Origin of the sequence: Intrasporangium sp. (assembly GCF_040414665.1) — a bacterium.
In the GTDB taxonomy this organism is placed as follows: domain Bacteria; phylum Actinomycetota; class Actinomycetes; order Actinomycetales; family Dermatophilaceae; genus Intrasporangium.
In genome coordinates, this window is record NZ_JBEDUL010000064.1 from 156,645 (window position 1) to 169,765 (window position 13,121).

At 69.1% G+C, this 13,121-nt stretch carries 11 protein-coding genes, 1 tRNA gene and 1 pseudogene; 8 read left to right on the forward strand and 5 right to left on the reverse strand.

Annotated features, from left to right (window positions below; translation table 11 throughout):
• The first annotated feature begins 4 nt into the window (after positions 1-4).
• The 7 genes from ABF401_RS07685 (at position 5) to ABF401_RS07715 (ending at position 6,314) form a co-directional block, all read left to right on the forward strand.
• Entirely contained in the window at positions 5-937 is a 933-nt protein-coding gene (locus ABF401_RS07685) for a segregation and condensation protein A (RefSeq protein WP_353508946.1), read from the forward strand.
• The gene (scpB, locus tag ABF401_RS07690) at positions 930-1,556 is read left to right on the forward strand and encodes an SMC-Scp complex subunit ScpB (RefSeq protein WP_353508947.1); all 627 of its coding nucleotides are present in this window, start codon (positions 930-932) and stop codon (positions 1,554-1,556) included. Before ABF401_RS07685 ends, scpB begins: the two co-directional genes overlap by 8 nt.
• Positions 1,553-2,479: a pseudouridine synthase gene (locus ABF401_RS07695; protein WP_353508948.1), complete on the forward strand. Its 927-nt coding sequence runs from the start codon at positions 1,553-1,555 to the stop codon at positions 2,477-2,479. The genes scpB and ABF401_RS07695 overlap by 4 nt, the downstream gene beginning before the upstream one ends.
• Positions 2,476-3,570, forward strand: a complete 1,095-nt coding sequence (locus ABF401_RS07700) for a prephenate dehydrogenase (protein ID WP_353508949.1) — start codon at positions 2,476-2,478, stop codon at positions 3,568-3,570. The genes ABF401_RS07695 and ABF401_RS07700 overlap by 4 nt, the downstream gene beginning before the upstream one ends.
• 170 nt (positions 3,571-3,740) lie before the next feature.
• Complete coding sequence (gene cmk / locus ABF401_RS07705; protein WP_353508950.1) at positions 3,741-4,475, forward strand: (d)CMP kinase; 735 nt, start codon at positions 3,741-3,743, stop codon at positions 4,473-4,475.
• Positions 4,476-4,573: 98 nt separating this feature from the next.
• Complete coding sequence (der, locus tag ABF401_RS07710; protein ID WP_353508951.1) at positions 4,574-6,061, forward strand: ribosome biogenesis GTPase Der; 1,488 nt, start codon at positions 4,574-4,576, stop codon at positions 6,059-6,061.
• A gap of 179 nt (positions 6,062-6,240) precedes the next feature.
• Positions 6,241-6,314: transfer RNA gene (locus ABF401_RS07715), tRNA-Pro, on the forward strand.
• 501 nt (positions 6,315-6,815) lie between these two features.
• Here the strand turns inward: ABF401_RS07715 and ABF401_RS07720 are convergent.
• Positions 6,816-7,967, reverse strand: coding sequence for a substrate-binding domain-containing protein (locus ABF401_RS07720; protein ID WP_353508952.1), 1,152 nt, complete (start codon positions 7,965-7,967; stop codon positions 6,816-6,818).
• A 121-nt stretch (positions 7,968-8,088) separates the two neighbouring features.
• Here ABF401_RS07720 and ABF401_RS07725 point away from each other — a divergent pair, with 121 nt between their 5' ends.
• Positions 8,089-8,604: a hypothetical protein gene (locus tag ABF401_RS07725; protein ID WP_353508953.1), complete on the forward strand. Its 516-nt coding sequence runs from the start codon at positions 8,089-8,091 to the stop codon at positions 8,602-8,604.
• 333 nt (positions 8,605-8,937) lie between these two features.
• Here the strand turns inward: ABF401_RS07725 and ABF401_RS07730 are convergent, their stop codons facing one another.
• The 4 genes and pseudogenes from ABF401_RS07730 to ABF401_RS07745 all read right to left on the reverse strand — a co-directional run bounded on the left by ABF401_RS07730 (position 8,938) and on the right by ABF401_RS07745 (position 13,046).
• A complete protein-coding gene (locus tag ABF401_RS07730; RefSeq protein WP_353508954.1) occupies positions 8,938-9,945 on the reverse strand; it encodes a hydroxyacid dehydrogenase in 1,008 nt (335 codons plus the stop codon).
• Positions 9,942-10,643, reverse strand: coding sequence for a sugar phosphate isomerase/epimerase family protein (locus ABF401_RS07735; protein ID WP_353508955.1), 702 nt, complete (start codon positions 10,641-10,643; stop codon positions 9,942-9,944). Before ABF401_RS07735 ends, ABF401_RS07730 begins: the two co-directional genes overlap by 4 nt.
• 421 nt (positions 10,644-11,064) lie before the next feature.
• Positions 11,065-11,584, reverse strand: a pseudogene (locus ABF401_RS07740) (helix-turn-helix domain-containing protein); the annotation flags it as partial.
• 103 nt (positions 11,585-11,687) lie between these two features.
• Positions 11,688-13,046, reverse strand: coding sequence for a chloride channel protein (locus tag ABF401_RS07745; RefSeq protein WP_353508956.1), 1,359 nt, complete (start codon positions 13,044-13,046; stop codon positions 11,688-11,690).
• Between the last annotated feature and the right edge of the window lie 75 nt (positions 13,047-13,121).

Genomic DNA, 13,121 nt, shown 5'->3' on the forward strand with positions numbered 1-13,121 from the left:
CGTGATGACTGAGCTCGACTCCGTCGGCCGGCCACCGGTCGACGACACAGCCGTGCCCGGCGGGGTCATCACCCGCCGGTCCGCGGCGCCGTTCCAGGTCCACCTCGACGTCTTCTCCGGGCCGTTCGAGCTGCTCCTCGGACTCATCAGCAAGCACAAGCTCGACATCACGGAGGTCGCCCTCGCCAAGGTGACCGACGACTTCGTGGCCCACATCAAGGCGGCCCAGACGGCCGACAACGACTGGGACCTCAGCCAGGCCTCTGAGTTCCTCCTCATCGCCGCCACGCTGCTCGACCTCAAGGCCGCCCGCCTGCTGCCTCAGTCAGGGCCGCAGGACGACGAGGACCTCGCGCTCATCGAGGCGCGTGACCTGCTCTTCGCCCGCCTGCTGCAGTATCGCGCCTACAAGGAGATCGCCCAGACATTCCACGAGCGGATGGCCACGGCCGGCCGGATCACGGCGAGGCAGGCCGGTCTGGACCCGCAGTTCGCGAACCTGCTGCCCGAGCTCGTCCTCACCGTGACCCCGGAGCAGCTGGCCATGATCGCGGCCCGGGCCATGACCCCCAAGGCACCGCCCACGGTCGGGCTCGAGCACCTCCACGCCCCCCAGGTCAGTGTCCGGGAGCAGGCCGCAATCATGGTATCCCGTCTCCGGGCGCGCGGACAGGTGTCGTTCCGCAGCCTCGTCGCGGACGCGGACAGCACCCTCGTCATCGTGGCCCGGTTCCTGGCCCTGCTCGAGCTGTTCAAGGAGTCGGCTATCGCCTTCGAGCAGGCGCAGGCACTCGGTGAGCTCGACATCCGTTGGACGGGCAGTGAGCTGGGCGATGTCATGATCGACGACGAGTTCGACGAGCTCGATGAAGACGAGCACGACGGTGACAACAATGACAACGATGCACGCCCGACCGACGGAGTGGACCATGAGTGAGCACGACGTGGCGGCTCCGGAGCCGGGGCAGCCGGACGAACAGATCGCCTTCGACATCAACGACTTTCCCGGGGGTGCGCGATCCGCGCTGGAGGCGGTGCTCATGGTCGTCGACGAGCCCGTGTCCGAGGTGGCCCTGGCCTCAGCGCTGGAGCTGCCGGTGGATGACGTTCGTGCGCATCTGCATGACCTGGAGGAGGGATATGCGGCCGAGTTCCGGGGCTTCACCCTGCGCAACGTCGCCGGTGGATGGCGGATGTACAGCCGGGCCGACTACGCCACCGTGGTGGAGAAGTTCGTCCTCGACGGCCAGCAGGCCAGGCTCACCCAGGCGTCCCTGGAGACCTTGGCAGTCATCGCGTACCGACAGCCGGTCTCGAGGGCGCGCGTCAGTGCCGTCCGCGGCGTGAACGTCGACGGCGTGGTCCGCACCCTGATGTCCCGCGGGCTGATCGAAGAGGTGGAGGAGGTGGGGGAGAGCGGCGCGATCCTCTACCGGACGACGCCCTTCTTCCTGCAACGAATGGGACTCTCGTCGCTCGACGAGCTGCCACCGCTCGCTCCCTTCCTGCCTGACGTGGATGTCATCGACGAGCTGATCGAGGAGGGTCACGCGTGAGCGAGTACAGCAGGTCTCCGCGTCAGCCGCGCAAACGCCAGTCCGGCTCCACTGCCAAGGGTGCTGCGCGCGGTCGATCGGCAGGGAAGTCGGCGTCGAAGCGGGGGGCCGGCGCTCGCTTCGCCGGCTCGACGAAGCCCAGCCAGCCAACCAAGCTCCCGAAGCGGCCCGCCGGTCCGCCGGTCGACGTCCACGACCCTGAGGGCGTGCGCCTGCAGAAGCTCATGGCCGCCGCCGGAGTCGGCTCTCGCCGGGTGTGCGAGAACCTCATCGAGCAGGGCCGTGTCGAGGTGGACGGCCAGGTCGTCACCGAGCTGGGCGTCCGGATCAACCCGCGCACCCAGGTCGTCCACGTCGACGGGGAGCGTGTCAACCTCGACGAGGACCGGGTGTATCTCGCATTCAACAAGCCCAAGGGTGTCGTCACGACGATGAACGACGAGCTCGGTCGCGTCAGTCTCGCCGACTATGTCGGCAACCGCGAGCAACGGCTCTTTCACGTCGGCCGGCTCGACGCCGACACCGAGGGTCTGCTCCTGCTCACGAACGACGGGGACCTGGCCCACCGGCTCCAGCACCCGAGCCACGGGGTCCTCAAGACCTACCTCGCCACCGTCCGTGGGCCCGTCGGTAAGGACGTGGGGAGGCAGCTGCGTCAGGGCGTCGAGCTCGAGGACGGGCCGGTGCAGGTCGACTCGTTCAAGGTCGTCGACTCCCAGCCGGGCAAGGCCATCGTCGAGGTCGTCCTGCACGAGGGCCGCAAGCACGTCGTGCGACGGATGCTCGAGTCCGTCGGGCACCCTGTCGTCGAGCTGGTCCGGACGGAGGTGGGCCCCATCCGCCTCGCCGACCTGCGATCCGGTCGGATGCGCAGGCTCAACAAAGCGGAGGTCGGGGCCCTCTACAAGGCCGCGGGCCTGTGAATTCAGGGACCAGACATGTCCGGGTGATCGGTACCGGACTCATTGGCACCAGCTTGGGGATGGCACTGTCCGACCAGGGATTTGACGTCTCTCTGGAGGACCCGTCGCCGACCGCCTGCCGGCTCGCACGGGACCTCGGTGCTGGCCACGTCGCCGGGCACCTCGACGCCGCCGAGCCGGACGTCGTGGTCGTCGCTGCGCCACCGGACGTGGCGGCGGACGTCGTCGTCGCGGCACTCGAGCGGTGGCCGCGGTCCGTGGTCACCGATGTGGCGTCGGTGAAGCAGACGGTGCTCGACAGGGTCCTGCGTTCGGGTGCTGACGCATCCCGCTACGTCGGTTCCCATCCGATGGCGGGACGAGAGCGATCCGGTGCGGCGGCCGCCCGACGCGACCTCTTCGACGGCAGGGCCTGGGTGGTCGTGCCACACGAGGACTCTGCCGAGGAGGCCGTCGATGCGATCCGCCACATCGCGACGGTGGTGGGGTCGGCGGTTCGTGTCATGCCGGCCCGCGAGCACGACGAGGCCGTCGCGGCGGTGTCCCACATGCCCCAGGTCGCCGCGAGCATCGTGGCGGCGTGCCTCAGGGAGCTTCCCGAGCCAGCGGTCGGGCTCGCGGGCCAGGGATTGCGCGACGTCACACGCATCGCGGCAAGTGACCCCCGACTCTGGACGCAGATCCTCGCGGGCAACGCCGAGGCCGTCCGCGACGTTCTGCTCGACCTACGCGGCCAGGTCGACGCGGTCGTCGCGGCACTCCACGGACTCGTCGAGGGCGAGGGGGAGGGCTCGCTGGGCACCCTCAGCCGGATGCTCGAGGCCGGCAACCTTGGGCACGCCCGCATTCCCGGCAAGCACGGGGCGGCGCCCACCGCCTACGCCGTCGTCTCCGTACTCGTGCCGGACAAGCCGGGATCCATCGGCCGGCTCCTCACCGACATGGGCAACGCCGGCATCAACCTCGAGGACCTGCAGCTCGAGCACGGTCTTGGACAGCCGTTCGGCATCGCCTACATCTCCGTGGTCCCCGCGGCGGCGGAGCCGCTTCAGGAGGTCCTCACCACGCTCGGCTGGCAGCTGCACGACTGACGCGCGTGACGTCGTGGAAACCGACCAGAGCGTTACTCAGCCGTATGCCGCTGAGCCGGCTCAGCGGCATACAGCTGAGTGACGCTGTGGTGGCCGCCCGTCCTCGGGTCGGCCGGGTCGGGTGGTCGGCCGGGTCGGGTGGTCGGCCGGCGGCCACTAGGCTGCCGCCCATGCCGCAGACTCCGGTTGAATCCGACGTGCCCCGACTCACCGACCACGCCCTTTCGGGGTTCGTGGTTGCCATCGACGGGCCGTCGGGATCGGGGAAGTCGAGTGTCTCGAAGCAGGTCGCCCGCGCGCTGGACTATGCCTACCTCGACACCGGCGCGATGTACCGGGCCCTGACCTGGTGGTGCCTCGACCAGGAGATCGACCTGGACGATCCGATGGCAGTGTCCGCGGCAGCGGCTGACTTCCCGCTCGTCATCGGCACCGACCCCGACGACCCCAGCGTGTCCGTCGGCGGGTCCGACGTGGCGACCGCCATCCGCGAGACGCGGATCTCGACCACCGTCTCGAAGGTGGCCACCGTGATCCCCGTGCGCGAGGTGCTGCGACAGCTGCAGCGCGACCTCATCTCGGCGGCCGGGAACGCGCAAGGCGGGGTCGTCGTCGAGGGTCGCGACATCACGACAGTCGTCGCGCCGGATGCTCCCGTGCGCATCCTGCTGACCGCTTCCGAGGAGGCGCGGCTGGCCCGACGGTCCAAAGAGCTGCACGGTGACGCCGACGCGGCCTCGGTCGACGCGACCCGCTCACAGGTCGTCGACCGGGATCGCGCCGACTCGACGGTCTCCCAGTTCACCGTCGCCGCAGATGGCGTCACCACGATCGACACGTCGCACCTGGACTTCGAGGGCTCGGTCGAGGCGGTGCTGCAGGTCGTTGCGGCCGCCCGCGCCTGAGCGCGGCCAGTCGTCCCGTGCGCTGACGTCGCGGGGGCCTCTCGGGCTGGTGGACAATGGTTCTTCGTCCACTCCCGTACGACTGATTCGAGGACACCGTGACTGACGAGACCGCCCGCCCGGACGCAGCGGGCGCCCCGATCTCCGTGGAGGAGGACCGGTCGGTCGAACGCGCCCTTCGAGTCGGGCTGGACGAGTTCGAGCTGAGCGCCGAGGACGAGGCGCTCCTCGACACGCACGACGAGCTGCTCGGTGACGAGGCGGAGCACGGTCCGCTCCCGGTCGTCGCCGTCGTCGGCCGGCCCAACGTCGGCAAGTCCAGCCTCGTCAACCGCATCCTCCGCCGTCGCGAGGCCGTGGTCGAGGACGTGCCCGGCGTCACGCGCGACCGGGTCTCCTACGAGGGGGAGTGGGGTGGGCGCCGGTTCACCATCGTGGACACGGGCGGCTGGGAGTCCCACGCGACGGGCATCCACCTACGCGTCGCGGAGCAGGCCGAGATCGCCATCGAGCTCGCCGACGTGGTCATGTTCGTCGTCGACTCCACTGTCGGAGCCACGGATGACGACGAGGCGGTCGTCAAGCTGCTCCGCAAGGCGGGCAAGCCGGTCGTGCTCATCGCGAACAAGGTCGACGACGAGCGCGGCGAGGCGGACGCCGCGGCTTTGTGGAACCTGGGGCTCGGCGAGCCATGGCCGGTCTCGGCCCTGCACGGCCGGGGGAGCGGTGACGCGCTCGACGCCGTCCTCGAGGTGCTCCCTCAGGTGTCGGCCCATGGCGCCTACGCCCAGGGCGGGCCGCGTCGCGTGGCGCTGATCGGCCGCCCGAACGTGGGCAAGTCGAGCCTGCTCAACAAGCTGGCCGGCGAGGACCGGGTCGTCGTCGACAACGTCGCCGGAACGACGCGTGACCCCGTGGACGAGCTCGTCGCGCTCGGTGGCAAGACGTGGCGTTTCGTCGACACGGCCGGCATCAGGAGGCGAGTGCACCAGACCCGCGGTGCCGACTTCTACGCGTCGCTGCGGACCCACACGGCCCTGGAGAAGGCCGAGGTGGCGGTCGTGCTCATCGATGCCGAGCAGCCGATCGCCGAGCAGGACATCCGCGTCGTGCAGCAGGTCATCGACGCGGGCCGGGCGCTCGTCATCGCCTACAACAAGTGGGACCTGCTCGACGAGGAGCGGCGCTACTACCTCGAGCGCGAGATCGAGAAGGAGCTCGTGCAGGTGCCCTGGGCGCCGCGTGTCAATCTCTCCGCTCGGACCGGTCGCCATCTCGATCGCCTCGTGCCGGCGCTCGAGACGGCGCTCGAGTCGTGGGACACGCGCATCCCGACCTCGCGTCTCAATGCCTTCCTCGGGGAGATCGTGGCCGGCCACCCGCACCCGGTGCGCGGCGGCAAGCAACCACGGATCCTCTTCGCCACGCAGGCCGCGACCCGGCCCCCACGGTTCGTCATCTTCGCGTCAGGCTTCATCGAGGCCGGGTACCGCCGGTTCCTCGAGAGGCGGCTGCGCGAACAGTTCGGCTTCGATGGGACGCCGATCGAGGTGTCCGTGCGCGTGCGGGAGAAGCGTCGTCGCTGACGGGCAAGCCCGAGCCCAGACTCCCGCAACACACCGAGCGCTGGACAGCTTCCGATGGAAATAGCCGTCGTGGGTTGCTTACTGCTCGGTGTGTTGCGTGGCACGTGGCCCGGGTGAGTGGCCCGATTCGGAGGCGACGACGTCGGTGCGCTAAGGTTTCGTTCGCCCCGACGGGGCAACGGGCTGTGGCGCAGCTTGGTAGCGCACTTGACTGGGGGTCAAGGGGTCGCAGGTTCAAATCCTGTCAGCCCGACAGATCAAACAGCAGGTCAGAGGCGGTTTCGGAGATATCCGAGACCGCCTCTTGGCTTGGTTGACAGCAACGCCGTTCGTGACAGCAGAGAATGGCTCACGAGGCCGTTAGCCGGTGCGCGGTGCCTGGGACTGTGCGGCGTTCTACACACGGCTAACACGGAGTCGGTGCGCCCGATACACGCGGACCGCCATCCAGCCGCAGAGGGCCACGACGAAACCCGTTCAGGCCGCCCAAAGCCACGCCGGCAGGGCCGCTAGGGCATCATCAGCCGCGCCGCGGACGAGCCCGACCTGAATCACCAACTGCACCGAGTACCCGCGGACGACCCCCGCAGCAGCATGATCGACCGAACTGACCGCGACATGGGCGCGAGTTGAGCTGGACGACAATCGACGCGGTAGCGGCGTCGATGATGCGCCGAGACCGGTTGCGATCGGCGGAGGTTGCACCGCCCGCCTGATCCATGGATTCACCCCGCGGCTGCCAGACGACGATCGGTCACGCTCCACTCATCGCCGATTCGGGGTCGTGGCGGCCGCAGCTGGCGCGCACAATCAGGCGTCCGGGCAGGTAGGTGGTGCCCTCGGGCCGATCGCCGCGGATCCGTGCCGCGAGCCGGCGGGCGGCGAGCAGGCCCATCTGCTCCGCGGGGAGGGCGATAGTGGTGATGGGCGGGTCGACGTAGGCACCGGCGTCGATAGCCCCGTAGCTCACGAGTGCCAGGTCGTCGGGGACGTTCGCGCCGACCGTTCGCGCCGCGTCGATGACCCCGATGGCCAGCTCATCGGCGACCGTCGCGATCGCGCTCGGCGGCGCGGTGCTGGTCAGAGCCGTCCTCGCGGCCGCAGCGCCCGCCTCGAGCGAGAAGTCGTCGCACTTCACGACGTCGACACCCTCGAGCACGCCGTCCTGCACGGCCTGTGTGAAGCCGCGATAGAGCGACGCCATGTTGGGGTAGTCGAGCGACGGCGTCATGAACGCGACGCGCCGATGACCGTGGCCCGCGAGGTGCGAGGCGAGTTCGTGACCCGCGCCGTGTTCGTCGAACCGGAACGAGTCAACGGTCTCGGTCGGCTGGTCGCAGTACACGGCGTGAATGGCGTTCTCGGCGCCGGCTTGCCCGACCTCGTCGTAGACGGGCCGTCCCATGGAGACAGCGATGATGCCGCGGACCCCCGCCGTGACGAACTGTCGCATCTGGAGCTTCGACCGCACGATGTTGTTGTCAGTCGCGGCGACGATCGTCAGGACTCCCGCCTCGGCCCCGCCGCGCTCGATCCCGCGGATCAACGGCAGGTAGAACGGGGTGTGAGCCGCGATGAGGACGCCTTGGGCCCGCATCGCCCCCCCGTACGGCGGGCGCGCCGGCCAGAGGCCAGTGAACTCCCTGACCGTCGCCGGTGTTCCGCGGCGGACGGTGATCAGCTCGCGGGAGTCGAGGTCGAGATACGCCTGCCGGACGGTGTGGTGATGGATCCCGAGCTCAGCACCGAGGTCGCGAATCGACGGCATGCGGTCGCCGGGAGCCAGAGCCCCTGTCGCGATCAGCCACGTCAACTGCTCCGCCAGTTGGGCCGCGATCGTGACCGCCGAGTCGCGGTCGATGACGATACCGGTGGGTAGCGCGGGTCCCACCCCCTTGACAGGCATTGCAGTGCTACATCAGACTATAACAGTTGCAGCGGGGTGGCGCGCCGCGACCCGAAGCCCTCGGGACACAGAGACGATGCCACGGCAGTGGTGCTGGCAACAGATGTGGGGGTCGAACGCGATGCATTCACCTGCAAGAGGGATCACCGCCGCCGCTGTTCTGCTCGTGGTGGCCGTCGCCGGCTGCCAGTCCGGGTCCGGGAATGGGGGCACCGGCGGCGAGCCGACATCCGCGTCATCGCCGGCGCCAGCGCGGCTCGCATCGGGCAACTTCCGGTTCCCGCCCATGGACGCTGCGGTCGTGCTCGATGCGTCCGGAGCGGGTTCCGACGCCACGGGCACCTTGACGGTGTCGAACGACGAAATGTCGTTCGCCGTCGACCTCGAGTGCGCGCTGAGGACCGAGGACGGCAGGATCCTGATCGGCGGCGACACCACGGAATCGACGTTCGACACCACGCCGAAGGGCACCCGCAGCGCGATCGTGCTGAAGCCTGGGTCGCCGGTGCAGGCGATCTTCGCCTGGCAGGGCACCGACCAAGCACGGGCGCCCAGCTGCACCGCCTTTCTCGAGGACCAGAGCCCCGACACCGTCGACCTCGTGCCGATCAATGGAACCATCGACTTCGAGTCATAGCGCCAGCCGTCGGACTGACGAGGTGGCGATGACGGGTCAATCCAGGACATGGAGGACCGCTCAACGCCGAAGCTGTAGATCGAGAGCCCGTCTCGTCAGCACGCCGTCCTCATTGAGCACTGCCCGATCGACCAGGTCGCCCGTGACCACTCCGTAGCCCCGTACCCCGCGCATTACGCCTTGTGACTACGCTGTCTAGGCTAGTCACGGCGTGATCGGGTCGGCGTCCATGGTCCACCTTCAAATACTGTCAGCCCGACCGACTGGGGTCTGATCTGTTTCGGCAGGTCAGACCCATTTTCGACCTCATCACCTGGGCTGACTGAGACTCGTTCAGGCCATGCGCGCGAGCTCGTCGAGGGTGACGAGCCCTTGGAGCGGGCGACCCTCCTGGAGCCGGGCCGCGTTGTCGGCGGCGTGCACACCAAGCCTGAAGAGCTCGTTCCCGAGCGCTCCAGCCACGTGGGGCGTCACCACGACATTGTCGAGCGTGCGCAGCGGCGAGTCCAGCGCGAGCGGCTCGAAGGGATCGGTCGCGTCGAGCACAGCGCGGATGCGACCGGACTGGAGCTCAGCCACGAGCGCCTCATGCTGGATCAGTCCTCCGCGCGCCGTATTGATGAGGGTTGAGCCGCTGGGGATCGACGCCAGACGTCGTGCATCGATCAGGTGATGTGTCGAGGGCAGCAGGGGGGCGTGCAGGCTCACCACGTCACACGAGGCGAGCAGGTCGTCAACGGAGGCCAGGCGCACGCCAAGCCGTGCTGCCTCGGCGGCATCGACGAAAGGATCGGCGAGCCACACCTCGAAATCGAACGGCGCGAGCAGGTCCAGGACGCGCCGCCCGATCCGGGAGGCGCCAACGAGCCCGACCCTACGGCCGTTGCCTCCGACGGTCGCGAACTCGGCGTGAACGTCGACGTTCGGCCGGGTCCGGTAGAGCGCCTGCGCCCGAAAGACCTCCTTGGCGCTGAGGATGATCATGGCGAGCGTGTACTCCGCGACGGGCTGCGCGTTCGCGTCGGCGGCCGTCGTGACGGACAGGCCCCGCTCCCAACAGATCGGGTCGACGTGGCTGCGGACCGAGCCTGCGGCGTGCAGCACCGCGCGAAGGTTCGGCATGGATGAGAGCGCGGCCGCGTCGACCCGCGGGCTTCCCCATCCAGTCACCACGACCTCTGCGGCCCGTGCTCGTCCGGCGTCCACCGCGCCGAAGCGCCTCACCACCCGAGTGAAGTCGACCTCGTAGCACCTTTCCAGCTGGCGCCGTGCAGCGTCATCGAAGAGCCGGTCCGGCAGATCGGGGTCCATGGCGAGCAACGCCACCGGAGCGCGGGTCACGTGGGGCTCCTCTCGATGAGGGTGCGCAGTACAGCGGCGTCCGACGTGACATTGGCCGGGTCGTCGTCGGCGACGAACTCCATGAGCATGTCGACGGGCCGTCCCAGCTGGGGGAGGCGAGCGATCACCGAGCGCCACAGCCCTGAGCGCTCGGCGAGTGGGAGGCGGTGCGTGCCGGGCCACCAGGAGAATACGTGCACTGCCACCACCGCCGGGAGGACGCGATCAAGGCCGTCGAGGGCGACCTCGTCCGGGAGCCCGTTCGGCGGCTGCCAGTAGGTGCGGACGGCCGCGCTGTCGACCCTGTCGAGGAGGTCGAGGACGCTGTCCGGGGTGTCGGCCAGGGTGTCCGCATGGAACTCGTACGCGAGGACCACCCCGTGGTCGTCCGCGATCCGAGCGAGCTGCGTCGTCCCGCGCACCACCGCCCGGCGCATGGTCGGCGTCGCCCGTTCCGAGCCCGCGGCGCCGGCCCAGATGCGGACCCGAGGGGCGCCGAGGGCCTCTGCTGCCTCCACCACAGCACGTCCCGCAACGAGGTCATGCACCCCCGCCCGCCAGTAGCTCCCATACGACGCAACGCGAAGGCCAGCGGCATCGGTGAGCTGGCGGACCCGTTCCAGCTCGCCGCGCACCTCTGGGGGCGCGTGGACATCCGCACCCCACTCGACGCTGCCGAGCCCAGCGATCGTGGCCACCGACACGACCTCGGGGGCACTGAGGTGCCGAAGGGTCACCGAGCACAGGCCCGGAGATCTGGTCGCTGCTGTCCCGTCTGTCACGATGAGGACTTCACCATCGACGTCCTCGAGCTCGGGCCGTCGAGCGGACTTCGGGACACCTTGCGAGACTAGCCCAACGGGCCTCCGGGCCAGCTCGCAGTGGCGGCGTTCAGGAGCAGGTGGAGCTGGCGAGCCAAGCCTCGATCCACCGACGTGCTGTTGGCGTGGTGCTGATCGTCGTCTCGGGCTGAAGAGATCGCGCGGGGCGTGGGTGATCGCCCGACCTCGCTGTCGGGGTGTTCCACGTCGTGATTCCTGGGTCGCGCCTTCTCGGGCTGGGTGGTCAGGACAGTTCGGTCACGGGCGGGTCGGCGACCCTGTCCAACAGTCGGGTCCAGGGCAGGATCTCGCTGTCGGCCAGCCGGGAATTGTCATCGACCAGCGAGTGGACGTAGGCGAACCCGACCTTCGTTGACCGGTCACGCTGGATCGACCCGCAGCCCCGCCCGTGGGCACGCCGGCCTCCGCCGTCCGGGATGCGGCCGATCTTCTTGACGTCCAGGTGCACCAGCTCGCCGGGCCGCTCGCGTTCGTAGCGAACTGCGGTCTGCTTCGAGGACCGGAACACCGCGCCGGTGATCGGGTCACAGTCACGTCGGGACCGTCCCGATGCTTCGCGCGGCCCGGACCTTCTGCTCGACTTCGGGCCTGTTCCTGGTCCGCATCGTGTGCGGCCGGGAGCAGCGCGTGACCAGGCCGGCATCGCCCTCGGCCGCGAACCGGTCGATTCAGGCCTTGACGCACTTGCTGGACACGCCCATTGCGGCGGCGATGTGCGCCTGGGGCCAGCCGGCCCGGTGGCGGTCAACGATCAGGCGCCGACCATGGACGGCCAGGCGAGCACTACCGTGGGACATGAGAACCTCCGGGTTGGAGTGGGCCTTCGACAAGCCACATCCCGATCGGAGGTTCTCGTTCGTTCAAGCAGGCTCGCTGCTACCAACGTCCTGGCCATATACATCAGCCGGCAGCGCGCTCGCCGTCGGGAACCCCTGCCCGACTCCGTGCCGCCAACGCAAGAGTGGAGATGTACGCGACGACAACGGCGACGATGATGAGCGGAGCGACGCCGGCGCCCGCCCCGGTGATGACGAGGGCGATGATGATCGCCGACAGCGGCAGCCGGAGCACGGAAACGACGGCCGCGGCGATCAGGGCTCCGACAGCGGGGGTCTCCGTGAACGCGGGCAGGTGGGCGCAGAGCGCACCGCCCACCAGGCCAAGAAAGACCGCGGGGAACGTGGGGCCGCCCCGCGCAGCACCCATTGACACGCCCCACGCCACCGCCTTGCAGACCAGCAGCAGTGCCAAGGTCGCGATCGACAACGAGCCGGCCTGGCGCACGACGTCGACCATGGCGTCCTGACCCGAGAACAGCACCGCTTCAGCTGACTCGCCAGTGATCTCGGCGAAGAGGATGGCCACGGCCCCGACGAGAAGGCAGGCGCCGGTGATCAGCAGGTAGGCGTGTCGGGCGACGAGGTTGCGCACCAACTGGGCCAGGCGAATCACCAGGAAGACGACGAGGGCGGTCACCATTGCAAGGATGATCACCCAGAGGAAGTCGGTGACCCGCGGTGAGGAATACGGGGGCAGGGTCAGCGGTGGCAACGCGTAGGCACCCGAGCTCAACCCTGTGACGGAGCCGATCCCGACGAACACCAGCGAGCCGATGCCGCTGGCCATGAGCCCCGGCAGCAGTACGAGGGGGAGGGTCGGACCGCCGAGTCCCGCTGCCTCGATGATGATGACGGCGCCGATGACGGGTGAGCCGAAGATGGTCGCCAAGGCGGCAAAGGCGGCGGCAGCGGCGATCACCACCCGCGCCTGCTCCGCGACAGGGCGCCGGGCACGGTCCAGGACGAGCATCGAGAGGCCGGTTCCCAGGGCGATGAGAGGCGCCTCCGGCCCGAGCACCAGGCCCAGTCCGATGGTGGCGAGCGCTGCGAGCAGAACCCCGGGAAGCTCGATCGGCTTGGTCGGTGCGCCCGTGTGCAGTCCTTCAGATGGCTCGTGCCCTCCGCGGCCAGGCAGGTGGACCACGGCGATGGCGATGAGCAGGCCGGCGACAGTGAGGATGGGCAGCGGCCACCACCAGGGGGGCGAGTCGAATCCCAGGGACTGTGGCAAGTCCTTGTACAAGCGCTGCTGGACCGCGTGCGTCACCTCGAGGAAGATCCAAGATGCGAGCGAGACCGCGACTCCGATGACGGCGGAGAGCACGAGCAGGCGTCGGTACTGACGACTGCGGATCAGCTCCTCAGGGTCGGCGGCCTCGCTGGCCGTTCGTTGTGACTTCTCTGTCCCGTCGGTCGTCACGGCGGTCCTCTCACGGGTCGGAGCGCAACGTCAGCGGCTCTTGCATCGTGGAGGGTGGGCACAGTGACCACATCA

Coding starts and splice junctions, on each gene's coding strand:
- ABF401_RS07725 (WP_353508953.1), top strand. CDS start 8,089: ATGCATTCACCTGCAAGAGGGATCACCGCCGCCGCTGTTCTGCTCGTG.
- ABF401_RS07720 (WP_353508952.1), bottom strand. CDS start 7,967: ATGCCTGTCAAGGGGGTGGGACCCGCGCTACCCACCGGTATCGTCATC.
- cmk (WP_353508950.1), top strand. CDS start 3,741: ATGCCGCAGACTCCGGTTGAATCCGACGTGCCCCGACTCACCGACCAC.
- scpB (WP_353508947.1), top strand. CDS start 930: ATGAGTGAGCACGACGTGGCGGCTCCGGAGCCGGGGCAGCCGGACGAA.
- ABF401_RS07685 (WP_353508946.1), top strand. CDS start 5: ATGACTGAGCTCGACTCCGTCGGCCGGCCACCGGTCGACGACACAGCC.